Below are 24,536 nucleotides of genomic sequence, written 5' to 3'. Positions count from 1 at the left end.
ACCGCTTTAACATTTCCCGGAAGCTTTGTTGCGTCATCCGCGCAACATCCGCGTCGTTACATCCCCTTAGGTTTGATGCCTTTCGATAAACCCCAACGGACCACCAGAAGGCGTTCGTCTGCAGGCCCCGTTCCTCCACGTCGTCCTGCCGTATCCCATCACGATCGCGGCCATCTCACTCGCCAGGGTCCACGGCCCACCTTCCTGGCCCTCAAGGACCACGGCAAGGTGTATGTGGCCGATATGCCCTACCTCTCCGATGGTCAGCTCACCCACATCAGCAAAGAAGCCGAAGAGGTTCTGGCCAGCCTGGAACGACGCATCAGCGAACTAGAAAGCAACCACAGCATTGCCCAGGCAGAGCGCGACACCCTGATCAAGGCTTGTACCAAAAGAGATGTCACCCATCGCTTCCTACGTGCAATTCGCGATGAGCAAGAGCATCGCCGCAACAACCCGGCGGTAAGAAGCGCAGCCAATGAGTCTCTACCGCGCACCTTTCTTGAGATCGCGCGCCATCGCCTACCAGGCGCCACCTTTGACTCTCTCCTGCAGGAAGCCCTCACCGCCTGCGAACAGCATCGTGAGGAACCCGAGAGCACTCCTGCCAACCAGAAACCAACACCCGTCAAGGTGGTGTCCCTCACCAACCCTGCTTCAAGCCTGCCTGTGGTGGTCAGTCCAGACCCGGAGCCTGGCGAAGCCGCAAGCGGTTGAAGCTGTTGGCCACCCACTGGAGCCGTGTCAGATCTGGCTAGGCACTCATGAATGGATTGGCCGGCATCCGCGCTGAGCAAGCAAGCGCCAAAGCATCCAGTTGATCCCGCTCCTCATCACTGAGCGACCAAGCCAATGCCGCCACTGCATCTTGGGCCTGATGCACACGGCGGAGACCGGGTAATGGCATCGCGCCATGGGCTCGGCACCAATTGAGTGCCACCTGAGCCAGCGATCCCCGATGGGCAGCGGCGACCGCGGCCATACCAGCCCGCAAGGCCTCACTCCCTGGCAACAGCCTGCGGAACAAACCAGCGCGCAAGCGGGTGCACTCTGGCGGCAGATCCCCAGGACTGACCGTCAACACCCCAAGGGCCAAGGGGCTGTAAGCCAAAAGTTCAATCCCCAGATCAGAACAGGTCTGCTTCAGGCCTCCTGCCTCGATTGCATCAGGGGCCAGCAATGACATCTGAACCTGAACACTGCGCAAAGGGATGCCACGGGCCGCCAGCCGGGCCTGCAACGCCCTCAAACGGCGAGGCCCCAAATTCGACACCCCTAGCTCTGAAACCCGGCCCTGATCGACAAGATCTGCGAGGCCATCAAGCAAAGCCCCTTCCTGCCAGGGGGCATAACGAGCTGTACTCCAGTGCAATTGCACCCTCTGAAGATGACCGTGGAGGCGTGCCTGACTGGCAGCAAAGGCACGGTCAAAACCGCGCCGTCCCAGGCGCCAGGGGAACGGAGCCAACTTGGTGGCCACCGTCAACCTGGAACGGAGTTCACCGCTGCAATCCTCAAGGATCCGACCCAGGAGAGCTTCGCTGCGACCGTTAAAACGCCCGGTGCCATAGGAATCAGCCGTATCCACCAAGGCCAACCCACCGGCGACGGCTTCCTGAAGCGTGGCCGACAGTTCAGGGTCATCACGATCCGGGTCGTAGCCCCAAAGCAATTGATTCCCCCACGACCAGGTGCCAAAACCGATCCCTGCCACACGATTGCCCCACTGGACGCCATGATCGCCTGACCAAATCCTTCAACGGAAGCCCTGCACCAAGGCAGTCATGGCAGCGAGCGAACACGTAGAACTCAAACCCTCCTCAGCACCAGATGGCACGTCCGCCGATACTGAGGCGTCCACACCCTCTGCAGTGCCAGCCTCACCGGTGCTCTGTTCCCACTGCAAAAGAACAGCCGAGAACGGCCTGCGCTGTCTGGGGATGTGTGTGGCCGACAGCGACTACTAAATCAAGAAGGCGCCAGTCGCATGACCGAAACTCTCCACGATGATGAAACTCTGGGTTCGTTTGTAGGAGGTGCTGTGGCAGTGGTGCTCCTGTGTACACCCACCTCAAGCGCGGCTCTCCCTGCGATTGGACGCCTGCAAAGCAACACCTCGCAATGCAGTTATGTCGACACCTCAGGGACAAACCATCGCTGCAACCAGCTGCAACTGGATCGCAAAACCGACACCGTGATGCGTCTGCGTTTTCTCGGCGAGGCCAACAGCAATGGAGCAACGCACAGCCTCACCTTTGTGACGGTGGCTGCTGATCAGCGCCTTCCAGTGGACTGCGAGCAAGGCCACTGCAGATTGAACGGGAGAAGCTGGACGGGACCAGTCATGGGCGCCGCCGAGGCCCTAATGAATCAGCTGGGGCTTGCCGAAGGACTGCCAAAAGCATGGTCTGCCCGTGGCAGCTGCACCATTGATCAACAACGCATCAGCTGTAAAGCCAGCGCAAGCAATGGCAGCGAACTGATGGCGGAGGCGAGTCTCAAACCCTGAATCGCATCCACCACACCCCACACCCCACACCACTTCAAGGGCCTCTCCGATCTGCACCAAGGCCGACCAGCAGCCCTGCCCGACTCCAAGGCAACTGCCAATGCGATTGCTCCCGATCAAGACGGCAAGACCGTTTGAGACCGAGTGAAGGATGCTGTGGTGGAGAAAGTTGTATTAGAAGAGGAAAAGTGAAAGCACTGGTGCTCCTGCTGCTTCTGCCTGTGGTGCCTGTGAAGGCAGAGGAACCAGAGATCCAGTGCCCTGGTCATACGACACATGAAATCAGGTTCTGTGCCGCTCAAAAGTGGGAGGAGTCCAACCAGGCACTCAAAAAGCAACTCACCCCAGTGACCCTGGAGAAGTGGAAAGCAGCAACACAGGAGGTCTGCGCTGCTGCCTACGCCCCATACAGACAGGGAACCATTTACCCCCAGATGGTTGTTGGATGCGACGACAGACTCAACCGAGCTCTCTTGGAAGAACTCAAGGGGTTGGGCAGATGAATCCCTTGCTATTCCTGCTGCTGACTACCCCTCAGGATCTGACTGTGCCTCAAGAGCATGTCCTTCCTGTCTTTGGTTGTGGAACTGGGTGCCGTGTCGAAACCGAGCAGTTGTCACGGCCAGAGCGGATGCCTGATGGTTGGATCCGTCTCAAGGTTCGGCGCAGGACTTGGATTCAGAACTGCAATTGGGAGACCAAGAAGTGCGTTGATGAACCAGCGTCAGGCAGAGCAGGTCCTCCTGTTGCTGATGTCTGGTTGTTCGCTGACTGCAAGGGAGAACAGTTCGCCAGCAGTTCGCGCCCTGATCGGACAGATGCCTGGATGCAGGATGTTTACTGGCGCGAGGGGGATGCAGCAGGAGAACCGAAGTTCCAAACAGTCGCTGGCAACCCGTTTATGCAGTGGGCGAAATTATGCCCCGCTGAGGCAATCGAAGGGATCAAGTTTATCGACGGATTCTGGGAGCGGTTCCGCCAAGAACTTCAGAAGCTGAGGCGAGATGCCACCCCCGACCTGTAGATCTGCCTCTAAGTCACTCGGAAGCTGAATCTGGGAGACTTCTTTGAGGCGTATCTGCATTACGGATTCACCTTCCAGTGCCGCCTTTGAAACAATCCCTGAGGATGCAGTATCAATCGCCACTCTCAGGGATTATTTCAAAGGCGGCACCCAGATTCGAACTGGGGCTTAACATATAAAAACCCCATAAACACTGGGGTTTAGTCGAAGAAAACCGACAACTTACCTACCACTTACCTACCAGAGACGGCAAAGTGGGTCAGTGTTCAGAACTGGGCGACAGACCCAGGTAGGTAAGCGAGGTGGGCAAAGCATCACTCCCCGAGGACTGGACGACCCTGAACGTGTCGAAGGTCTTTGGAGTGCGTGGTTCGTACCCGCAGAACCTCAGGATCAAGCGACAGACCCATACACGGGTTCTGTACGCGGAGTGGTTACCAGACCCCGGCGATGACCCAAGACCCCATCAGGGGCGATCCAAGGGCGGTCTGGGGAAGCGTCTGACCATCCAGAGGACCACGGGGACAGAAGACCCTTACGAGGCGGCAAAGAGGTCGGTCACCCTGTTCCAGCAGTGGCAGGACGAGAGCAAGGCAGTCCTGGACCTACAGGAAGAACAAAACAAGAACTCACTTGGCGAGTACTGGGAGCGGTACTTCGCGTCTGAATCCCGAACCCGAGAGACCCAACGCAATTTCAAGCGGTGGAAGCGAGAGGAGTCCCTGAAGTGGGACGCAAGTGAATACGGCATCCGTCACCAACCTTGGGCGTCCAGAAGCGTTGACCTGATTACGAGTCAGGACTTCAAGGACTACTTCTCCCTTCTGGAGAGACGTGCACGTGGAAGCAGCGGATCCAATGGCAGTGGGATGAAGGGTCAGCAGAAAACCCTGATCAACAAACTCCTGGCACTGGCAGAGGACGACTTCCCTGGGCATGCATTTCCAAGATTTCCTGCGATCAGCAAGCAGACCAAACAGGTTCAGCATCTGACTCAGAAGCAGTGGGACCAACTCCTGGCAGCAGTGGTGGACTTATCTCTCGACTCAGCGAGACAACTCCTCGATCCAGACGAGTACAGGGAGTTGGAGTGGAGCAAGAGCAGTCGACTGAACCAACGCAACTGGGTCGATCTCTATGACGCACTTCTCTTGGAGTGGTTCTTCTACCTGCGGGCAGAAGACATGTACCGAATCAAGAGCGAGTGGTTCAGGGACCAGGGGAACAAGACTGTTGTCTGCAATTTGGAGACAACAAAAAAGGATCGTCCGATTCATCAGACGACCCACTACAGAAAAGATGGATTCAGATTTTGGGAACGACTCCACAGAAGGAAACCATCTGGGTATCTGGTTCTTCCTCAGATCGATAGACCAGAAGGCAATCCGGCAGACAGTCATGTCCTGAAGACCCTGAACTTCCTTCTTAAGCACGTAATGGAGAAAACTTTCGAAAACGATTTCCCTGCATCAGGCAGAAAATGGACAACCATTCGACACACGGCATTTCGTTTAACCCTTGAAGAAGACCCTGGATTAGCAATCCCTCCAAAGATCAACTCTTTTGCGGACAACGGTCACACCAGTCCAGACCAACTCAGGAACACATACCTGAGATACATCGATGCAGAGCGTACAGCACGCGAATCGCGTCAAACGATTGGAGAAGGGAAGTGGACGATGGTCAAGAGAAAAGACGAGGACTATTAATCAGCACTCAAGAAACAACTGCGACACCTCAATCCAGTACGTCCACTAGCACTACTTCCACTACGACGCAAAGAGAGCGACTGAGGCACTCGCAACTGGTCGAGGACAACTCAAAGGAGCAACTGGGACCGACTGGATGCGAGATCCATACGTCCACGACTCATGAGCGACATGGTCACTCACCAGACTTCTCTATGAGTTCCACTGCAGCAAGTTTGAGGTCCTTGCCAGACGTCCAACGCTAAAGCAGTGATCATTGACATACTGATTTTGAGTTGGACATTGTCATTTCCTTCTCCAACACCATCACAAAAGAGGAGTTGGCAGAAGAATGGCGGATAGATCTGAAATAGACTACAATATAAGAGATTATTACATTGTCTAGCGTGTTCAAAAAAATTGAGGTTTGGATTCTTTATTTAGTCGTTCTTTTAGGTATCCCCCTAACAATTGGTTTTGGCGCTCTCGTAAGACATGAAGCGCTTGGCGGCAAAAAGTTGAGCGTTATTTCTAAACCCGCATTATTCCTGGCAGAAATCCCTGCAAATATAAAGAAGATTTTAATAAATAAACACTTTCTAGCGCAAGACAGATTTCCATCGCTAGGTGGTTTTAGTGGAAACCCTAACTCACATGAGACCTATCTTCTACTTTCAAGACATGATGGAGACCTAGGAGCAGGAATAGTTGAATTGGTCGATTTAACAAACTTTAAGGTATTGCATACCTGGAATCCAGATATTGATGAATTTAACAAATCGGTTGAAAAAATTAGTGAATTTAAACATTTGTCTAGAGACAAAAATCAATCAAGATACCTGTTGAGACATCCCAAGTTAGACAAGCATGGTGGTTTGATTTTTAAAGATCACTCACCATTAATAAAAATAGATGCTTGCTCTAATCTAATTTTTCAAAATACGCATGACTTATTCCACCATTCGATAGAAACAGATCACGATGGGAATATATGGGTTCCATCTCATTCGTATCCACAAACTCTACCGATCTTCAAAGTTGGCAGAGATATCCCCTCAGAAGAAGGATATTTGGATGATTCAATTGTTAAATTATCTCCTAATGGTGAAATTCTATTTGAAAAGTCTGTTTCTCAAATCTTTATAGACAATAGTCTCGAGTATCTATTATTTTCTGCGGGAAATAGTAAATTTAGCAATGATCCAATACACTTAAATGATATACAACCAGTTAATTTTGATGGAAAGTTTTGGAAAAAGGGAGATCTATTTTTATCGATAAGGCATCAGTCAATGGTCTTGTTGTATCGACCTGCGACAAATAAAATTATCTGGAAAGGGACAGGTCCATTCTTTCACCAACATGATGTAGATGTTTTAAATAACCACACTATATCAATTTTTAATAATAACTCAAAGGATTTCGTGGATGGTGACATTGTAGACGGAAATAATGAAGTAATCATTTATGACTTCAGGGCAAATAAATACTCTCCTTACCAAAATAAGGGTTTAATTAAAAATGATGTCAGGACAACAACACAGGGCAGGAGTCAGATTCTTCCAAACAATGATCTTTTTATAGAAGAGACAGATTATGGCAGAATACTGTACTTTGGTGCCGATAACTCACTAATATGGACATATGTCAATCGTGCAGGTAATCAGAAAGTTTATCAATTGTCATGGTCACGCATTATGTACACAGACGATGATGTCAAAATAGTAAAAAATTTCATGGAATCAAGAGGGAAATGCAATAATTGAATTAATTGTATCTTTTCTATGGTAGCGCCATTATTTGCTTACATAGGACCTGGAATGGCAGGTGGAGTAATTGCTGCTATTTTTGGAATTATTGCTGCCTTCCTCTTAGGGTTATGGGGTGTACTGTATTATCCAATCAAACGCGCTCTTAAAAATAAGAAATTGAAGAAAAATAATTCATCTCAAAAAAATGATGGAAAACAGTGAAACACTGTATTCTTTTCGTAATTTGTTTATTGTCTGTTGAGGCATTGATCAGATCAAATTACATTGCTTCGATAAATTTAATAATCAATGCAAGCAAAAAAGCGATTTGTATCATATTAAATAAAAAAATAAGTAATCACTGGAAAGAAAATATCATTCCAGCATATTCATTGCAAGTCATGAGATCTTCACTTAGAATAGTAATAATTCTCTTGTCAATTCTGCTTCTTTTTATTATTGGAGATTACCTTTCAAATGGTTTAGTTTCATTTGCTTTCTCATCTATAGGAATTCTTGAATCCTTGCTCTTTGCGTTTGGATATGTCTATCTGAGGGGGAAAATTATACAATGAACAATTATACTTGGTTGGAACAAAAGTTGCATCAATTAGCACTTTCATCGCAATTTATGCGTGAAGTCATTTTTGATTTTGAAAGTACATATATGCCCTCTTCAACTAAAACTGATAATCATATCTTTATTGCAGGTCTTGCGCGTTCTGGGTCCACTATATTATTAAATGCACTCCACAAGTCAAATATTTTTGCATCTCTTTCTTATACTGATATGCCATTCATTCTTGCTCCCAATCTTTGGTCTAAAATATCCATCAATAAAAATAATTTAGAACTAAAGGAAAGGGCGCATGGTGACGGCATTAAAGTTTCGATAGAATCGCCAGAAGCATTTGAAGAAGTATTTTGGAAAACTTTTGCTGACGAAAGCGAAGAAGAGTTAGAGGAAAAGTTTAGAAATTATGTAAAGACTATTATGCATAAGTACAAAAAAAATAGATATCTAAGCAAAAACAATCAAAACATAAAAAGACTTGAATTGATATCTTCCTTTTTTTCTCACTCAAGGATACTTGTTCCTTTTAGAGACCCAGTTCAACAATCATACTCATTGCTTATGCAACACAAAAAGTTTATTGAAGATTCTAAAGACGACCAATTCATGTCTAAATATATGAAATGGATTGGGCACACTGAATTTGGTCCAAATTACAATCCTATTCACAGAAACAATTTAAAGTACGATAATGATTTAGATATAAATCATTGGATTGAGCAATGGCACCTTACCTACAAAACCACCCTTGAACTGCCGAATGCTAATCGCAATATTCATTTTACATCTTATGAAAAACTTTGCTCATCAAAAGAATATTGGTTGCAGATTCAGAAAATAGCACAAATTGAGGAAACCTATGATTTTGAGTTTGCTGAGTCAGAAAAAGACATCACACTAGATATCGATAAAAGTCTGCTTGATAACGCATTGTCCACGTATCATGACTTATCCTATTTAAGCATCGAATAAAAGGAGGGAAAGACTAATCCTTCCTTTTAAAGCAATTCATCTTCTAATGGTATTTTTTTATCATGCTCGTCGAGTTGATCGGTTGAAGGAAAGACTTAATTAAAAGAGTTCTTTGAATCTAATTCGATAAGATATGAATGATCTGAGTCCATTGCATACTATTCATTCACCCCTGATTAAGTTTTATTGGATCAGATGATCATTGCGTAATCGATCTTCAAGTCTGATATCACCTTCTCCTCTAATCCCTTCTTATACCTCTTGTCTTTCTTCTGAAGTTCCTTGAGCATCTCGTACTCAACCTTTGTGAGTCGAATGGTGATAGTCATCTGATCACCTCACTGCGGTTATTCTGAAACCATTCATAGTGAGTGATCAGATAATCCAGTGTTCCTGTTCTCGATCGTCTGAGTTGATGGGATAAGGAATCAAACTTCTGCAGAGTGGTCTGATTCCTTTTCCCAAAGAACAAATTGATATTTCTTTGATCTGATTTAGCAAGGGTCTTCATAGAGATGTCTCTGGTGGGGACATCTCTATTTATTCTGTTTAGAGGTTCTTTGACGGAAGAGTGAGAACTGACTCAGTAACCAAGGTGTCGAGTTCTTCTCTTAACTCTTTAGCGAACTCCACAATCGATTCTGAATCCTCTTCATTGCAGAAAGTAGGGAGTGCATATTCATAAATTTTGTCTTCTGTTAAAAGTTTTGATGCAAGTAACTGAAGAATCACCAGTTCTCTTATTGACAAGGTGATTTGCGCAGAAGGGATCTGGTCATAGAATTTGAGTTTCATGATTAAAAGAATAAAGTAGGTATTAGTATTGAGACAGATTTATAGACATTATCTTTTCAATGATCTGATCGTGGGTAGAGAGGATCTTGTCAAGATGTTCCTCTTGATCAAAAGAAGGAAGGATCTGAGACCAAATAAAATCCACCTCTTGACCACGTTCCAGAATTCTGGAGAGGAGTGCGACCTCAAGAGGAGTGAAGGAAATAGTAATTTGTAGTTGCATAGTTTTCAAACGATAATTGTTTAAAAGAGAAGGTCTGAATTCTCGTAATCCAAAACCAAGTCAGGGTCCTGGTGGTGTCTGTAGGAGTAGTAGTCCTTCAGGTTGTAGAACGCATGGTGATCCCAGACCCAGGGTTTGATCACCACTCCCCTGTTCCCCTCTGAAGTGGTCTTGAGGAGTTTCTGGACCCTCGGAGAGACCTTCTGGTGAATTAGGTGATCTAAGTACCAGAGGTGGTCCAGAGGATCAGGTAGAGCACCCAGATGGAGATGGGTGTGGAATGCGAGAACCTGACGACCCTCTTCGCCTTCACCACGCACCCCGATCTCAAAGGTCTGGGTCGCTCAGGGGAACCATGTAGATTTGGATTGAAATAATGTTGAGATTTTGGAGTTCAGGATCGGAATAAAAACCCTTTGTAATTATCAGAACTTAGAGGATAATATGCGCTACAATTGATTCATTGCAACTATTGCGCCTAAAGCATGAATTCTAATTCGTGGACCATTAATAGCTATAGCTGTTCTGGCTTCCTTTCATTATTGTTCTTAGTTTTTGTAGTCTTAACTAATACTTCTTTGCCTGAAAGGGCATACGGAGAAACCGGTTATATCGAAATGTTCCAGGCAATCCTTATAGTTTCTATCCTGATTGTGGGATTTGCGAGAAAGAGCTATCTCGTAAACGCTTATTCGCGCTCAACTTATTGGCTAAGGCAATCTCTTTTTGGTTTGCTCTTTTTTGAGGAGATCAGTTATCTGACGGCGGACAAATTTAAATTTACGGACTACAATCATCAATCAGAATTAAACCTCCATAACTCTCATTTTCTAAACAATAGCTTCGCTTCTTTCGATTTTTTGGGCGAAGACACCATTCATTTATACCCTCGACTCTTTATTGTTGCATTCGTCATTGTGTTTCTCTATGCAGGGGACCGTATTCCTATCTTAAAAAGATTCAGCATTATTTCATTGCACCCTTATGTCCGTATAGGAATTTTATTGTACCTCTTCTCCAACCAAGGCCCTTTGAATTCAGCAATTTCGTATTTAATCAGGAATTTATTCCACTTGAATGGTTTTAACGTTGTAGATGGCGAACTGATTGAATTATTTATGTACATTGTTTTCATGATGGATATACTTATTAAGTCATACCCTCGCCTAAGTGATAATGCAAGTAAATAAAATGAGTATTGGAATAAAATCTTTAAGCGATTAACTTTTCCCTTTGATGATGCGGGTGATGGTTGAGAGCGACACCCCTGCATAGGACAACGCGATCCCTTCTTTGCTCTTCTTCAGCACCTCTGCCTCCTGGTGCTCTGTGTAGGTCTTCTTCCTTCCGAACTTCACCCCACGGGACTTGGCGACTGCCCTGCCTTCAGCAGTCCTCTTCTTCAGGGACTTGAGTTCCATTTCGGCGGCATATCCCATGACGCCCACCACCAACTTCACGAGTTCTTCAGGCATGGAGGCGGTGTCGAGTCGCTTGTCGAGGGTCTTTATGTGGATCCCGCGCTCAATCAGACCGCTGACCTGAACGAGCATTTCGACCATCGACCTTCCTGCCCTATCGAGTTCATGTATCTCCAGGGCGGAGGGACTTGAGGCACTCGGACAAACCAGGACGATCTCCATAAGCAGAGGTGCCCGTGATCTGGTCTCCATAGATAAGGTCTTTCTCGCAACCCGCCTCCAAGAGCGACTGGATCTGTCGCTCTGCGTCCTGTTCGGTGGTGCTGGTTCTCCAGTAACCGACCAACGCCATGGCGGGGTGTATCGAATGTCTGTATCGAGCAGAGACATATCGATACGGATAATCAATACACCCAGATCACAGCAAGCACGATTCGACTGGGGATGTATCGGCACTTTTGAGTTCTGATACACCAAGCGCAAGCACAAGGACGCGGCGACCGACTCAACCCAAAAAACAGTTGCGTGACCGCGGCGACCGTGATTAGAACTGATGAACTATGCGAGAGGGTTGGTTGATCGACCGCGACGACCGCTGGATATGGCGGTTCTGGCGTGATGAGACCGCATGGGTGAGAGACCCAAAGGTGTTCCTGGACCGAGGACGACTACTCCCTGAAGGACCACCACTACTGAAGGAGCGTCGTTATTTACGGAAGGACGCAGCAGAGCAGTTGTGGAAGTCGCTTCAGACCCAGGGGTGGAAACCTCTTAAACAACCCGCCTGGGGCGCTTCTGCCGAGGTCTGAATACAACGAAACCCCTGGAGGTATTCACCACCGCCAGGGGTTCTTTTTATGCGCGGTCTGTAGGGGACAAGTGGGAGAATCCACGCAACGGAAAGGGGGTCACATATCCCCTACAGGTCCCCTACACCAAGAGGCAAAAGAGCAGTCCCAGATGAGACGCAAGTTAAACGCTAAATCTGGGGTGTTTCCGTAGCATGGAGATACAGAACACACCAAAAAACCCCTTTCGGGGTCTCAAGGAAATGAAGGCGGCACCCAGATTCGAACTGGGGATAAAGGATTTGCAATCCTCTGCCTTACCACTTGGCCATGCCGCCGCTGGGGAAACACTGCTCCCACCAGCGGATCGTATCAGCGAGAGCACTGGGTCCCTGCTCGTTCTCTCCAACGGCCATGGTGAAGATCTCATCGCCCTGCGCATCCTGGAAGCACTGCATCGCCGCTCACCTCGGCTCGTGCTCTCCGTGCTTCCCCTTGTTGGAGAAGGGAAAGCGTTTACCAATGCGCTGCAACAGGGATGGCTGGAGCTGGTCGGGCCTAGTGCTCCACTACCCAGTGGCGGCTTCAGCAATCAGAGCATTAGGGGCCTGATCGCCGATCTGATGGCCGGCCTGCCTCTGCTCACTTGGCAGCAATGGTGCTGCATCCGTCGCCTGCGCAGAAATGTGGACGCCATGCTGGCGGTGGGCGACCTCCTTCCACTGCTGATGGCCTGGGGCTCTGGCAGACGCTTTGGCTTCATCGGCACACCCAAGAGTGATTACACCTGGAGTAGTGGCCCAGGACGAAGCCTGAGCGACTGCTATCACCGCCTCAAGGGCAGCGAGTGGGACCCCTGGGAGTGGGCCGTGATGGGCAGCCGTCGCTGCCAACTCATCGCTGTGCGCGATCGCCTGACAGCTAGAGGACTGAGACGTCATGGCATCGCAGCCCTCGCACCAGGCAATCCGATGATGGATGAGCTGGCCCTGGGTAGCCCGCCCATGGCCCTCGCACGCTGCCGCCGGATCCTGCTGCTCTGCGGCAGTCGCATGCCGGAAGCGCTCACGAACGCTGAACGTCTCTTGCGCAGCCTTCAGGGATTGCAGAGCCAGGTGCCAGTCTCCCTGCTCATGGCCACGGGCTCTCAGCCGTCCAAAAGCACGCTTGAGCCGCTCCTGGGGCGACTTGGATTCATCTCTTGCCCTCCACCCGCTGATGCCTTGGGAGCCGAGGCCTGCTGGGTGAACGGCGTGCAGATGCTCCTGCTTGGACGCGGCCGCTTCAACCGCTGGGCCGGCTGGGCTGAAGTGGGACTGGCAACCGCCGGTACCGCCACAGAACAACTTGTGGGGCTAGGCATCCCAGCCCTATCGCTACCAGGGCGAGGCCCACAATTCACCAAGGGATTCGCCCAACGTCAGAGCCGGCTGCTGGGGGGCGCGGTACGCACTTGTGCCTCTGCCGAAGAACTTCGGCGATGCCTGAAAGCATTGCTCGAGGAGCCGATGCTGCGCGCAGAGCTGGGAGGCATCGGACGGCAGCGCATGGGGCGATCCGGAGGCAGTGAGGAGATCGCTCGCTTGGTGAACGAAAGGCTGATCACGGATACTGGGCAAACCTCCCGCCTTCGCGATGGCCGGCCTCCAGGACCATGACTATCTAAGGCTCTGCGCTGAACTGGCCAGCTGCCTGGGCATCAGCCAATCCGCAGCGCGTCGCCGGGTTGAGATGGCTGCTGCCCAGGAGGGCCTTCGCGACGTTGAGGCCCGCAAACGGATTGCCCGTCAGCTCCTGGAAGTCAGCCGCAGCGAGCAGGAATCAGGCGAAGCGTCATCGTCTCCAAGACTCGATGCACTACTGGCGGCACAACCAGAAGACGAGAACTTCATGCTCGAGGACTGAAGCGGATTGAAGCCGCTCAGCTTCAGCCTCAATGCTCAAAAACCTGATTGAAACGCAGACGGTCCAGGTCAGAGATCACCGGAATACAAGGGAAGCAGCGTTGAGCAAGATCCCACCGCCCTTCCCTGCGCAGCATGACTTCTAGCTGCTCCCGAGCAGGAAGCAGGAAACGTGCATCGTTAGCCGCATAGGCCAGCTGAGCATCACTGAGCTCATCAACCCGGCCCCAGTCGCTGCTCTGCGCCTGCTTATCAAGCTCCACACCCACCAACTCCATCACCAGATCCTTGAGGCCATGGCGAGGGGTATAGGTGCGTGCCAAGCGACTAGCCACCTTGGTACAGAAAATCGGATTGACCGCAATCCCGAGTCCACTGGCCAAGGCCGCCACATCGAAGCGCGCGAAATGAAACACCTTCTCGACCGAGGTGGATTCCATCAGCGCCTGAAGACGCGGTGCATCGGTCTGACCCAGACCGATGCGCACACAGGCCACATGATCGTCGGGATCGCAAAGCTGCACCAGACAAAGGCGATCACGACCATGAATCAGCCCCATCGCCTCGGTGTCAACAGCAACGGCCCGGGCACGACCGAAACGCTCAGCCCAAGCAGCATCAAGGTCTCCATCAAACACAGCGAACTCACGGGGTGCGGCAGGGGCATCAGCCATCGGGATCGCGGGAGGAGCACAAGAACAACCCCAGTCTGACCAACCACCCCACCCCTCCCGATCTAGAGAATTTCTGCCTGTTGCTTGAAAATCAGAATGAGACCGGATTAGACAACATTGAGACCGCTTTGTTTCTGTGCACAGCCGCCGCAATCCAACTCGCGCCTGCCTGGCCGACATCGAAAGCTATTTCCGCCAGCCCCCACCGCGCTTTCTCGATCTGGAGCTCGCCGTCTGCTGGGTACTCGATTGTCTCCTGGAAAACGACAGCTATCCGTCCGGGCTGCTCCAACGTCTGGAACACGAGCATCCCCAGCTGCGCCTGTCTGAAACCGTGCTCCATCAAGCCCTCGACTTCCTCGAAAGCCAAGGCATGGTTGACCACTACAGCAAGCGCTGTCCCAGCCGAGGCCGCCCCAGGCGCATGCTGCACCTGCACCAGGACGTTCGCGGCCAAGCCGAGCGACTGATGGGGCCCTGGCAGAACTGGCTGCGACAACTGACCCACAGCCACGCACTGACCATGGCGACCTAGAAAGGATGGGCACCCAAGCGCCGTGGCCTGCGGATGCCCTCCTTTCAGACCTCCACTCTGCTGCTGACCGCTTTACTGGCCATCGGGCTGGTGTTCTTCCTGCGGGCAGCTAGCAAAGACCGCACCACCGTGGTGGATGTGGCCTCGCCGCGCCCTCCTCTGGAAGTGCTGGAAGGCCTCAGCGCCTGGCTAGTGCAACGGGGCTGGGCACCTCAAGGCGGCGATGCCGATCGCCAGGTGCTGCGCTTTCAGGGACGGGTGGCGGCGAGCCCGCCACTGTCTGTGCTGCTCTCTTTCCTGGGCAGCATCGGAGCCGGCAGCCTGGGCTTGGTGATCCGTGAACTTCAGCCCTCCCTGGGATGGTGGCCGCTGCTGCTCGCCCTGCTAGGCCCCCTCGCCGGCGTGATCTACCGCCAACGGGCCGACCGCATCGAAGCAGTTGAGATCCGGCTGATGAATGAGGTCGATCAGACCCAGGGCAGCACCATTCGTCTCCGCGCCCATCGCGATGAACTGATCGCACTTGAACTGGAATTAGCCGGGCCGCTCGACCTCGCCAGTGATGGCTCACTGCTGTCGTCTCCGATCTAATGCCATGCCGATCTCCAGGCAAATCCCAGTCTCACGTCGCCGCCTCTCCCTGGCGCTTGCCGCAGGGGGAGTGGTCTTCATCAGCCTGAGCCTTGCGACTGCAGCAGAAGCACCAAGTCCCCCAAGCATCGATCCTCTGTTGGGGCAAAGGGTCCAACTCAAAGCCCGTTGGGTCGGAGAAGGTGCTGTGACCACCAAGATCCCCATCCTGGTGCTGGCAGGGCACGCCGATTCGCAGAAGATCAATGGTTCCGGGACCTCCGGCGCCGCAGTGGATTTACACGGAGCCCGGCCGATGGATCCACGCATGCGCGATGAACTCTTCTGGAATTTCCAGGTTCGGGATGCCGTCGTGAAGCATGGCCAGACACGAGGCCTCAACATCAGCGCTTATACGCCGCCTGCGCTCACCATCCGCAACGGTGATCACCCAAGCACCAACTGGTCAACCGGGCGTCAACACGCCGCGAAAGGTGGTTACGCCTTTGAGATCCATTTCGATGCCTATGGCAGTTACGGCTATGGATCTGGCTTGATTCCAGCGATTCACAAGCATCCCAATAGGATCGACGAAAGCCTGGCCGCCAGCTTTGGGCGCTATCCAATCAACTTCCGAGGAGGGCTTGGCGCGCCTCGCCGTGGCATCAGCATCCTTGAGATCGGCAAGCTCGAAGGCAACCTCGAACAACGGCTGAGGTCTGTCAAAACCCGTCAGGCCACCCTGGACGCGATCGCCCGGAGAATCACCGACGCCATCCTCAACGGAATGCCGCCGGCCTCCAGCCCCATCGTCAATTCACAGCCTGATGCGGCTGACACCGTGCCTCCAGAGACGGATCTTCGAACCAGTTCTGAGGACGAGTGAAGAGATCAGTGAGCAGGGCTTCTCTAGACCCCTCTTCAGCCTGATAGCCGTATTCCCATCGCACCAGCGGAGGCAGGGACATCAAGATGGATTCCGTGCGGCCATTGGTCTGCAAACCAAAGATGGTGCCGCGGTCCCAAACGAGATTGAATTCCACATAACGCCCACGGCGATAAAGCTGGAACTGCCGCTCACGCTCCCCATAGGAAAGCGGATGGCGTTTCTCCACAATCGGTGTGTAAGAAGGCAAAAAGGCTTGGCCACAGGCCCGAGCCAAATCATGAAGCTGCTCCCAGTTCATGGGTCTTGACCCAATCTGCAGGGCCATCGCTGCGGCTGGGCCATCGGGATTCTGGCCCTTGTAAATCCGACCGTTTCCATCCTGGTAGTCGTAGAAAATGCCTCCAATTCCACGGGTCTCATTGCGGTGCTTCAGGCAGAAATACTCGTCGCACCAGGGTTTGAAGACTGGGTAAAGATCGTCACTGACTGAATCGCAGGCCTGCTTGAGGGTGCGATGGAAGTGACGGGCATCCTCCAGGAAGGGATAAAAGGGAGTGAGATCCGCCCCACCACCAAACCACCACACCGGACCTGCTTCGAAATACCGGTAATTGAGGTGCACCGTTGGCACATAGGGATTTCGGGGGTGAAGCACCATTGAGGTGCCGGTGGCAAACCAAGGGTGCCCCTTCGCTTCAGGACGCTGTTTGAGGATGGAGGGAGGCAGCTCCTTGCCATGCACCTCCGAGAAGTTGACGCCACCCTGCTCAAACACGCGCCCCTCACGCATCACCCGGGAGCGGCCACCTCCTCCCTCGGGGCGATCCCAGCTCTCCTCCTGAAAACGGCCAACGCCATCCAAACGCTCCAGGCCGGCGCAGATGTCATCCTGCAAACCCATCACCAAGGCCCTGGCCCGTTCTCTGGAGTCAGAGGGAGGGGGCGAAATCTCTGCAACAGCACCAGCGGAGGCTGCACCGGAGGCGCTGGAGAACGAGCCCTTGAGGCGCCTCAGCAGTGAACGAACCATGGATGGAATCCCGCAGGTACTGACAGGAACCTTTTCAGCCCGTGCCCCCCTCCGACAAGAGCACGTGAAGGACTGTTATGGGAGCCCACACCTAGGATCCGCCTCAACGAACCGGATCCATGGCGACCGCAGAGCAAGCCAGCGAAGCACTGGCAACCATCCTTGATGCCGGCAGCGGACGCCCGGCCCTCGATCTCGGCTGGATTGACAGGGTGCGTTTAGACCCTCCTAGGGCCGTAATCCGGCTCAGCCTGCCTGGCTTCGCCCAGGGCCAACGTGAGCGGATTGCCCAGGAGAGTCGCGAACGACTGCTCCAACTCGATGGCATCAATGAAGTCCAGATCGAGCTCGGCAATGCGACGAGCCAACAGCCGACCCCTGGGGGCATCGGCCAGGCCGGCCACGGCCAAGTGGCCGAACGCCAGTCGATTCCAGGCGTGAAGCAAGTCATCGCCGTGAGCAGTGGCAAAGGCGGTGTAGGCAAAAGCACGGTGGCCGTGAATCTGGCCTGCGCACTGGCGCAGCAAGGCCTTCGCGTTGGCCTCCTCGATGCCGACATCTACGGCCCCAATGCACCAACGATGCTCGGGGTCGCAGACCGCACACCGGAGGTGCAAGGGAGCGGTGGCGAGCAACGCATGACCCCGATCAACAGCGGCGGCATCGCGATGGTGTCGATGGGCCTGCTGATCGATGCCGACCAGCCAGTGATCTGGCGCGGACCCATGCTCAACGGCATCATCCGTCAGTTCCTCTATCAGGTGAGCTGGGGTGAGCGAGATGTGCTTGTGGTGGATCTTCCCCCCGGCACCGGGGATGCCCAGCTCTCCCTCGCCCAAGCGGTCCCCATGGCCGGTGTCGTGATCGTGACCACCCCCCAACAGGTGGCCCTGCAGGATGCCCGCCGTGGTCTGGCCATGTTCCGCCAGATGTCGATCCCAGTGCTCGGCGTGGTTGAGAACATGAGTGCCTTCATTCCACCTGACCAGCCCGACAAGCGCTACGCCCTCTTTGGAGAAGGGGGTGGCCAAAGCCTTGCCGATGAATTCGACACACCTCTGCTGGCCCAGATCCCTCTGGAAATGCCTGTTCTCTCCGGAGGCGACCAAGGACGACCGATCGTGATCAGTCAACCCGACTCAGCCAGCGCCGGCAGCATCCGTTCCCTGGCCGGACGGGTCACAGAGCTCATGGGAGCTCCAGCCTGATGGTTTGGGGAGCTTGGCGGAGGCGGCGATCCAGTCTTCACGCCCACGCGGGCTCTCAACTCCGCCGCCGCCAAGAGTTTGAGGTGGTGCTGTGGGGTGTGCCTCTTGCAATGGTGGCAATTTCCAGCCTTTTAATTCTCAGCATCGAGCGTCAAGAGGCATTGGAAGGATGGTCTTCATTCTCATTCAGCCTCTTAGGACTGCTTCAATTCATTAATAGCCAGCTGTGGTTATCGCAGCTTGTGACAGCGCTATTTGGCATCGTTGTTGCACTACTTCTCGCGACATTTAGGCTCGAGAGATTCAAGCCTTTATTACTCCCTATCTACATCACCACTGTGATCAGCCTGATCGCGGTGAAGGTCATTGGCACCTCTGCACTCGGCGCACAGCGCTGGATCAGCATCGGGCCGTTCCACATTCAGCCTTCAGAGTTTGCAAAGTTATCCGCCATCCTTCTGCTCGCTGCAGTCCTCGACCGTTTCCCTGTAGAGCGCCCCGTCGATTTACTCCGCCCTCTTGGGGTGATTTCGATCCCATGGGCTCTGGTGTTTATCCAGCCCGACCTCGGAACATCACTGGTGTTTGGGGCCATGCTGCTGACGATGCTCTATTGGTCGGGCATGCCCTTTGAGTGGCTGGTGCTGCTGCTCTCGCCGCTTGTCACGGCTCTGGTTTCAGGGCTGATCCCCTGGGCACTAGCCCTCTGGGTCCCTCTGATCGTTCTGATCGCTTACCGGTCGCTGCCCTGGAAGCGAATTGCCAGCGCATTCGTCCTGATCGTGCAGGCCACGGTTGCGGGGATCACACCATGGCTATGGATGCATGGGCTCAAGGATTACCAACGGGATCGTCTGGTGTTGTTTCTCGACCCGGGCAAAGATCCCCTTGGCGGTGGTTACCACCTCTTGCAAAGCACCGTCGGCATCGGCTCCGGCGGCTGGTTCGGCACGGGTCTGCTGCAGGGGCAGCTCACCAAACTGCGCTTCATTCCCGAACAGCACACCGATTTCATTTTCAGCGCTCTGGGCGAGGAGGTGGGTTACCTCGGCACGGTCTTGCTGGTGATTGGCTTCGCGCTGCTGATGACACGCCTGGTGCAGGTGGCCAATCGAGCCCGCACAGACTTTGAGTCGCTCATGGTGATTGGAGTCGCCACGATGGTGATGTTCCAGGTAGTCGTGAACATCTTCATGACCATCGGCCTAGGCCCCATCACCGGGATTCCTCTTCCCTTCATGAGCTATGGACGCTTCGCCATGGTCGTGAACTTCATCGCCCTCGGCCTCTGTCTCTCTGTCGCCAGACGTGGTCGACAGCAACAGCTTCGGTGACCAAACCAATCACGCTGCAGAGCCTGCAGGAGTGCATGGCTGAGGGGCTTGACGCAGGACGGGTCGACGACCCGACGGCCCGTCGATTGTGGTGGGCCGCGCTGGAAACCATCCAGGCAGAAGTCTTGCTTGCTGATGGAGAGGCGCCTGCAGGCGTGTGGATCGCCGCCCCCCTCCCGGCGCTCTACGACCCGGGACTCCTGGAGACGATGCAGGGCTGGGTCTGGACCCCTGACGAGCTCCACTGGACCACGGGCCAGAAAGGAGCCCTACTGCCCCCAGAACGTTTCAGCGGCAGCACAGAGGGCAAGACGCAGACCAAGCCCCCTTATCAACGCCTCTCGCTGCTCGAGAGCGATGGACTCGATCCGCTGCTCATTGTGATTACGGCTGAGCTCCAGGTGGCCTTAGCCCTTCACGGCAAGAGCGATCAACGCCAATTGCTGATGCGTTGCGACCCAGAAACTCTCAGCACCTTGCTGGCGATGCTCGACCAACGACTGCAGGATCAAGCAGCGGAGGAGGCCATGGGTCTGCGCAGAGCAATGAGCGCTCTCGGCCGCCTGCAGAGCAGTGAACTCTTCGCCCAACGATTCTGGCCGGGGCTGGCCGAACGACTGGCTTGCATGGCCCCGAGTCTCACACTCCAGACCCTTCGGACTGTGGATGACGCCAACGAGGAGGACAACAGCAAAGAGGACGCTGCAGATGCAGAGCTCTCACTGCTCGAAGCGATCACCCATGAAGTGCGCACCCCGCTGGCAACGATTCGAACCCTGATTCGATCGCTGCTGCGACGCAAAGACCTACCGGCTGTCGCACTCGACCGTCTGCAACAGATCGACAGCGAATGCACCGAGCAGATCGACAGGTTTGGCCTGATCTTCCATGCCGCAGAGATGCAGCGACAGCCACCAACTCCAGGCGGGCTGGCCCGCACCGACCTGGGCAGGATGATCCAGGAGCTTTCGCCGGGTTGGCAGCAACAGCTTCAACGACGTGACATCAGCCTGGTGCTTGACATCAGCCCCAACCTGCCATCGGTGTTGAGTGATCCCGGTCGCCTAGAACCGATGCTCGGTGGCCTGATCGACCGCAGCAGCCGCAGCCTGCCCGCAGGGGCCCAACTGCTACTCCAACTGCGGCCGGCCGGAGCACGGCTGAAGCTGCACCTACGCAGCCAACTCAACGATCGCGGATCGACCAGCCAAGAGGTGGAAAGCACCTCTGAACTCGGCCCGGTGCTGAGCTGGAATCCAAGCACCGGCAGCCTGCAACTGAGCCAGGGAGCGACTCGACGGCTGCTGGCAAGCCTGGGAGGACGACTGATCCAACAGCGTGACCAGGGACTCACGGTGTTCTTTCCCGTGGCCTAACAATGTTGACGGGTGTGAAGCTTGCTGACGGGACGGGGGATCAAGGCCGAATCACGGTGCTACTTTCCAGCCGTAACGGCATGCCGATTTTTCCGAGGACAGCCATGACAGCAACGGCGTTGAACGGTCAGCTCCCCCAGTTCATCGGCAGCACCGGTGGACTTCTGAACGCCGCAGAGACCGAAGAAAAGTACGCGATCACTTGGAGCAGCTCAAACGCTCAGGCGTTTGAGCTGCCCACAGGTGGCGCGGCAATGATGAACGCAGGCGACAACATCATGTATTTCGCCCGCAAGGAACAGTGCCTGGCCCTGGGCACCCAGCTGCGCACCAAGTTCAAGCCCCGGATTGAGGACTACAAGATCTATCGGATCTTCCCCGGTGGTGACACCGAGTTCCTCCATCCCAGCGATGGCGTCTTCCCTGAGAAGGTGAACGAGGGTCGCGAGATTGTGGGTCACAACCCCCGCACCATTGGCAGCAACACGGATCCTGCCAAGCTCAAGTTCAGTGGACGCAACACTTTCGACGCCTGATCTCGTCGAAAACAGGCGGTCGGCTGCCACAATCCCCCCATGCTCAGCCCCGACCGCGCCGCGTTCCTAGAGGCCGCTGCCGCTGGTGCCACGTTTATCCCCGTGGCACACAGCTGGCCGGCAGATCTTGAAACCCCGCTCACCACATGGCTCAAGGTGGGAGAAGGGCGCCCACCAGGGGTGTTACTTGAATCCGTCGAAGGCGGAGAAACTCTTGGGCGTTACAGCGTTGTCGCCTGTGATCCGCTTTGGACGCTAACGGTCCGAAACGATCACATTGAGCAGGTTTGGCGCGACGGCCACAAGGTGGATCTGAAAGGGAATCCTTTCGATGTGCTGCGCTCTTGCCTCACCCCCTACAGCCCTGGGGAGCTGCCTGGACTTCCCTCCATCGGCCAGCTGTTTGGGATCTGGAGCTACGAATTGATCCGCTGGATCGAACCTTCGGTACCCACCCATCCCGTGCCGGACGATGCCCCTCCTGACGGGGTCTGGATGCTGATGGACAGCATCCTGATCTTTGACCAGGTCAAACGGCTGATTACCGCTGTGGCCTATGGAGATCTCAGCCGCAGCCACAACAGTGCTGCAGGACCTGAGGCGGCCTGGGATGCGGCGATGGCACGGATCACCACCCTGGAAGAACGGATGGCTGCACCCCTCCCGGCGATCCGCCCGCTGCGCTGGAACCCATCCGAGCAATCCACACCGAACACGACCAGCAATCGCAGTCGCAAAGACTTTGAACACGCCGTGGAGCGCGGCCGAGAACACATCGCCGCCGGCGATGTGTTCCAGTTGGTGCTGAGCCAGCGACTGGAAAGCAGAGTTCCGCAAAAACCCTTGGAGCTTTTTCGCAGTCTGCGCATGGTGAACCCATCGCCCTACATGGCGTTTTTCGACTTCGGAGACTGGCAGCTGATCGGCTCGAGCCCCGAGGTCATGGTGAAAGCTGACCCAGTTGCCAATGGCATCCGCGCCAGCTTGAGGCCGATCGCGGGGACACGACCTCGCGGGCAGTCCGAACTTGAAGACCGCAATCTCGAAACCGACCTCTTGGCCGATCCCAAGGAACGGGCAGAGCACGTGATGCTGGTCGATCTCGGTCGCAACGACCTTGGACGCGTCTGTCAGCCCGGCTCCGTCGAAGTCAAAGACCTCATGGTGATCGAGCGTTATTCCCACGTGATGCACATCGTCAGCCAGGTGGAGGGGCTTCTCGCCAATGATCACGACGTCTGGGATCTACTGATGGCCTCGTTCCCGGCAGGCACCGTCAGCGGCGCCCCAAAGATCCGAGCCATGCAACTCATCAACGAACTCGAACCCGATGCCCGCGGCCCCTATTCAGGTGTCTACGGATCAGTCGATCTCTCAGGGGCGCTCAACACGGCGATCACGATTCGCACCATGGTGGTTCGCCCCCACCCGGATGGAGGCTGGCGGATTCAGGTGCAGGCAGGCGCCGGCGTTGTCGCCGACTCCAAACCCGAAGCGGAATACCAGGAGACCCTGAACAAAGCAAAGGGCATGCTCACTGCGCTTGCATGCCTGCAGGACCCCTCGGCATGACGGTCCCATTGCTCCTCAAGGGCTTTGAAATCGAACTTTTCACCGGACGGGCCAATGGCGACAACGTCGGTGTGGCCGTGGAAGCAGCGCGTGAGCTCAATGGTTTCGTCACCGAACCAGACCACCGCAACCTGGAATACATCACAGCCCCTGAAGCGAGCTATGGCCCCCTGATGGAGGCACTGCTGGCTCCGAGACGGCAACTGCGCCAGTGGCTAGCAGGCCGAACTCTCACCCTGCTACCAGGCAGCACCTTGAGCCTGGGGGATCCCGATCGCTTCGAACGGTCAGACCCCAGCAACCCCTATCACGCCCTGATCGAGGCCAGCTACGGCACCCGTGTCGTGACCGCCAGCATCCACATCAATCTTGGAATCGCGGACATCACCCCCCTGTTCACGAGCCTGCGGCTGATCCGCTGCGAAGCAGCGCTATTGCTGGCCCTGAGCGCCAGCTCGCCCTTCCTGGGGGGACAAATCACAGGTGCACACTCGCAACGCTGGTTGCAGTTCCCCCTCACGCCGGCCTCAGTACCCCTGTTTGAGGATCACGCCCATTACGTGAGCTGGATCGAAGACCAACTCAAAGCGGGCGCGATGCACAATGTGCGCCACCTCTGGACCTCAGTGCGCCCGAATGGCCCACAGCGGCCGCATGAGCTCAATCGACTGGAGCTGCGCATCTGCGATCTGATCACCGACCCAGCCCTGCTGCTAGCCGTCACCACCTTGCTCGAACTACGAGTGCTGATGGTCCAACAGGACCCCAATCGCCTCGATCCCTTCCGTGCCAGCAGCCTCAGCCCAGAAGCGCTGCAAGCGCTCTGCGACCAGAACGACGCAGCAGTAGCCCGCACCAGCCTTGATGCCGATCTGCGCCACTGGCGGGATGGACGATCTCTGCCCTGCCGCACCTGGATCGCAGAACTGCGCGCAGACGTCACCCCCCTTGCCGAAACCCTCGGTCTCGCCCAACAGCTTGAGCCGATTGACAGCGTGCTCCAGAACGGGAATCAGGCCATGCGCTGGCTAGATGCCGTGCAGAACGGGGCCTCCATTCCGGAAGTGATCCAGATGGGGATCACGGAAATGGCCCTGCAGGAGCAAACCCACGCTCAGAAAACAGGCGCTTTGGGATGATCATGTCGTCAGCCGATTCTCAGC

The 24,536-nt window shown here is 54.3% G+C and carries 27 protein-coding genes, 1 tRNA gene and 1 pseudogene; 22 read left to right on the top strand and 7 right to left on the bottom strand.

Annotation, left to right across the window (positions count from 1 at the left end; genetic code table 11):
• The first annotated feature begins 75 nt into the window (after positions 1 to 75).
• The gene (locus tag DXY16_RS11620; protein ID WP_115121403.1) at positions 76 to 717 is read left to right on the top strand and encodes a histidine phosphotransferase; all 642 of its coding nucleotides are present in this window, start codon (positions 76 to 78) and stop codon (positions 715 to 717) included.
• A 37-nt stretch (positions 718 to 754) separates the two neighbouring features.
• Here DXY16_RS11620 and DXY16_RS11615 read toward each other — a convergent pair whose 3' ends face one another.
• Positions 755 to 1,714 carry an aldo/keto reductase gene (locus tag DXY16_RS11615; RefSeq protein ID WP_115121332.1) on the bottom strand — a complete coding sequence of 320 codons (960 nt, stop codon included), beginning with the start codon at positions 1,712 to 1,714 and terminating at the stop codon, positions 755 to 757.
• A 70-nt stretch (positions 1,715 to 1,784) separates the two neighbouring features.
• Between DXY16_RS11615 and DXY16_RS11610 the strand changes: the two genes are divergently transcribed.
• The 8 genes from DXY16_RS11610 to DXY16_RS11575 all read left to right on the top strand — a co-directional run bounded on the left by DXY16_RS11610 (position 1,785) and on the right by DXY16_RS11575 (position 8,518).
• Positions 1,785 to 1,967 carry a hypothetical protein gene (locus DXY16_RS11610; RefSeq protein ID WP_115016484.1) on the top strand — a complete coding sequence of 61 codons (183 nt, stop codon included), beginning with the start codon at positions 1,785 to 1,787 and terminating at the stop codon, positions 1,965 to 1,967.
• A gap of 20 nt (positions 1,968 to 1,987) precedes the next feature.
• A complete protein-coding gene (locus DXY16_RS11605) occupies positions 1,988 to 2,509 on the top strand; it encodes a hypothetical protein (RefSeq protein WP_115121331.1) in 522 nt (173 codons plus the stop codon).
• A 188-nt stretch (positions 2,510 to 2,697) separates the two neighbouring features.
• Positions 2,698 to 3,012, top strand: a complete 315-nt coding sequence (locus tag DXY16_RS11600; protein WP_115121330.1) for a lysozyme inhibitor LprI family protein — start codon at positions 2,698 to 2,700, stop codon at positions 3,010 to 3,012.
• Between the two features lie 128 nt (positions 3,013 to 3,140).
• A complete protein-coding gene (locus tag DXY16_RS11595) occupies positions 3,141 to 3,533 on the top strand; it encodes a mannose-6-phosphate (RefSeq protein ID WP_244281669.1) in 393 nt (130 codons plus the stop codon).
• An 869-nt stretch (positions 3,534 to 4,402) separates the two neighbouring features.
• On the top strand, positions 4,403 to 5,242 hold the full coding sequence (locus tag DXY16_RS11590; protein ID WP_244281668.1) for a hypothetical protein: 840 nt from the start codon (positions 4,403 to 4,405) through the stop codon (positions 5,240 to 5,242).
• Between the two features lie 386 nt (positions 5,243 to 5,628).
• Positions 5,629 to 6,987, top strand: a complete 1,359-nt coding sequence (locus tag DXY16_RS11585; RefSeq protein ID WP_170953945.1) for an arylsulfotransferase family protein — start codon at positions 5,629 to 5,631, stop codon at positions 6,985 to 6,987.
• Between the two features lie 18 nt (positions 6,988 to 7,005).
• Entirely contained in the window at positions 7,006 to 7,194 is a 189-nt protein-coding gene (locus tag DXY16_RS11580) for a hypothetical protein (protein ID WP_115121327.1), read from the top strand.
• A gap of 349 nt (positions 7,195 to 7,543) precedes the next feature.
• Complete coding sequence (locus DXY16_RS11575; RefSeq protein ID WP_115121326.1) at positions 7,544 to 8,518, top strand: sulfotransferase; 975 nt, start codon at positions 7,544 to 7,546, stop codon at positions 8,516 to 8,518.
• A 1,038-nt stretch (positions 8,519 to 9,556) separates the two neighbouring features.
• On the opposite strand, the gene DXY16_RS11555 is transcribed toward DXY16_RS11575, so the two are convergent.
• Positions 9,557 to 9,856 carry a hypothetical protein gene (locus tag DXY16_RS11555; protein ID WP_115121322.1) on the bottom strand — a complete coding sequence of 100 codons (300 nt, stop codon included), beginning with the start codon at positions 9,854 to 9,856 and terminating at the stop codon, positions 9,557 to 9,559.
• 165 nt (positions 9,857 to 10,021) lie between these two features.
• Here DXY16_RS11555 and DXY16_RS11550 point away from each other — a divergent pair, with 165 nt between their 5' ends.
• Entirely contained in the window at positions 10,022 to 10,726 is a 705-nt protein-coding gene (locus tag DXY16_RS11550) for a hypothetical protein (RefSeq protein WP_137007089.1), read from the top strand.
• A gap of 30 nt (positions 10,727 to 10,756) precedes the next feature.
• Here DXY16_RS11550 and DXY16_RS15200 read toward each other — a convergent pair.
• Positions 10,757 to 11,309: pseudogene (locus tag DXY16_RS15200) on the bottom strand (recombinase family protein).
• A 208-nt stretch (positions 11,310 to 11,517) separates the two neighbouring features.
• Here DXY16_RS15200 and DXY16_RS11535 point away from each other — a divergent pair.
• Positions 11,518 to 11,766 (top strand): DUF1651 domain-containing protein, encoded by a 249-nt coding sequence (locus DXY16_RS11535; protein WP_115121318.1) that lies wholly within the window; start codon positions 11,518 to 11,520, stop codon positions 11,764 to 11,766.
• A gap of 246 nt (positions 11,767 to 12,012) precedes the next feature.
• Here the strand turns inward: DXY16_RS11535 and DXY16_RS11530 are convergent.
• Positions 12,013 to 12,083 (bottom strand) — tRNA-Cys (locus DXY16_RS11530).
• Positions 12,063 to 12,203, bottom strand: coding sequence for a hypothetical protein (locus tag DXY16_RS14865; RefSeq protein WP_170953943.1), 141 nt, complete (start codon positions 12,201 to 12,203; stop codon positions 12,063 to 12,065). Before DXY16_RS14865 ends, DXY16_RS11530 begins: the two co-directional genes overlap by 21 nt.
• Here DXY16_RS14865 and DXY16_RS11525 point away from each other — a divergent pair.
• Together DXY16_RS11525 and DXY16_RS11520 are read left to right on the top strand one after the other, a co-directional pair.
• Positions 12,138 to 13,403 carry a lipid-A-disaccharide synthase-related protein gene (locus DXY16_RS11525; protein ID WP_115121401.1) on the top strand — a complete coding sequence of 422 codons (1,266 nt, stop codon included), beginning with the start codon at positions 12,138 to 12,140 and terminating at the stop codon, positions 13,401 to 13,403. The genes DXY16_RS14865 and DXY16_RS11525 overlap by 66 nt on opposite strands.
• Positions 13,381 to 13,650, top strand: coding sequence for a hypothetical protein (locus tag DXY16_RS11520; protein WP_115121317.1), 270 nt, complete (start codon positions 13,381 to 13,383; stop codon positions 13,648 to 13,650). Before DXY16_RS11525 ends, DXY16_RS11520 begins: the two co-directional genes overlap by 23 nt.
• A 28-nt stretch (positions 13,651 to 13,678) precedes the next feature.
• On the opposite strand, the gene DXY16_RS11515 is transcribed toward DXY16_RS11520, so the two are convergent.
• Positions 13,679 to 14,323, bottom strand: coding sequence for a ribonuclease D (locus DXY16_RS11515; RefSeq protein ID WP_115121316.1), 645 nt, complete (start codon positions 14,321 to 14,323; stop codon positions 13,679 to 13,681).
• A 136-nt stretch (positions 14,324 to 14,459) separates the two neighbouring features.
• Between DXY16_RS11515 and DXY16_RS11510 the strand changes: the two genes are divergently transcribed.
• The 3 genes from DXY16_RS11510 to DXY16_RS11500 are packed head-to-tail and all read left to right on the top strand — an operon-like array spanning position 14,460 to position 16,314.
• A complete protein-coding gene (locus DXY16_RS11510) occupies positions 14,460 to 14,858 on the top strand; it encodes a helix-turn-helix transcriptional regulator (protein WP_115121315.1) in 399 nt (132 codons plus the stop codon).
• Between the two features lie 33 nt (positions 14,859 to 14,891).
• Positions 14,892 to 15,449, top strand: a complete 558-nt coding sequence (locus DXY16_RS11505; RefSeq protein ID WP_115121314.1) for a cofactor assembly of complex C subunit B — start codon at positions 14,892 to 14,894, stop codon at positions 15,447 to 15,449.
• Positions 15,450 to 15,453: 4 nt separating this feature from the next.
• Complete coding sequence (locus tag DXY16_RS11500; protein ID WP_244281667.1) at positions 15,454 to 16,314, top strand: N-acetylmuramoyl-L-alanine amidase; 861 nt, start codon at positions 15,454 to 15,456, stop codon at positions 16,312 to 16,314.
• Here the strand turns inward: DXY16_RS11500 and hemF are convergent.
• Positions 16,241 to 17,347, bottom strand: a complete 1,107-nt coding sequence (gene hemF, locus DXY16_RS11495) for an oxygen-dependent coproporphyrinogen oxidase (RefSeq protein WP_115121313.1) — start codon at positions 17,345 to 17,347, stop codon at positions 16,241 to 16,243. The genes DXY16_RS11500 and hemF overlap by 74 nt on opposite strands.
• Positions 17,348 to 17,466: 119 nt before the next feature.
• Here hemF and DXY16_RS11490 point away from each other — a divergent pair, with 119 nt between their 5' ends.
• The 6 genes from DXY16_RS11490 (at position 17,467) to gshA (ending at position 24,512) form a co-directional block, all read left to right on the top strand.
• Positions 17,467 to 18,555 (top strand): Mrp/NBP35 family ATP-binding protein, encoded by a 1,089-nt coding sequence (locus tag DXY16_RS11490; RefSeq protein WP_115121312.1) that lies wholly within the window; start codon positions 17,467 to 17,469, stop codon positions 18,553 to 18,555.
• Entirely contained in the window at positions 18,555 to 19,889 is a 1,335-nt protein-coding gene (rodA, locus tag DXY16_RS11485; protein ID WP_115121311.1) for a rod shape-determining protein RodA, read from the top strand. The genes DXY16_RS11490 and rodA overlap by 1 nt, the downstream gene beginning before the upstream one ends.
• Entirely contained in the window at positions 19,886 to 21,265 is a 1,380-nt protein-coding gene (locus DXY16_RS11480) for a HAMP domain-containing sensor histidine kinase (RefSeq protein WP_170953942.1), read from the top strand. The genes rodA and DXY16_RS11480 overlap by 4 nt, the downstream gene beginning before the upstream one ends.
• Positions 21,266 to 21,369: 104 nt before the next feature.
• Complete coding sequence (locus DXY16_RS11475; RefSeq protein ID WP_115121398.1) at positions 21,370 to 21,801, top strand: photosystem I reaction center subunit II PsaD; 432 nt, start codon at positions 21,370 to 21,372, stop codon at positions 21,799 to 21,801.
• Between the two features lie 39 nt (positions 21,802 to 21,840).
• Entirely contained in the window at positions 21,841 to 23,373 is a 1,533-nt protein-coding gene (locus DXY16_RS11470; RefSeq protein ID WP_115121310.1) for an anthranilate synthase component I family protein, read from the top strand.
• The gene (gene gshA, locus DXY16_RS11465) at positions 23,370 to 24,512 is read left to right on the top strand and encodes a glutamate--cysteine ligase (protein ID WP_115121397.1); all 1,143 of its coding nucleotides are present in this window, start codon (positions 23,370 to 23,372) and stop codon (positions 24,510 to 24,512) included. Before DXY16_RS11470 ends, gshA begins: the two co-directional genes overlap by 4 nt.
• The last annotated feature ends 24 nt before the right edge of the window (positions 24,513 to 24,536 follow it).

It is taken from the genome of Synechococcus sp. UW105 (assembly GCF_900473935.1).
Classification (GTDB): Bacteria; Cyanobacteriota; Cyanobacteriia; order PCC-6307; family Cyanobiaceae; genus Synechococcus_C.
Note: the sequence above shows the minus strand (reverse complement) of the source record. Positions and strands in the feature narration are given on the sequence as shown.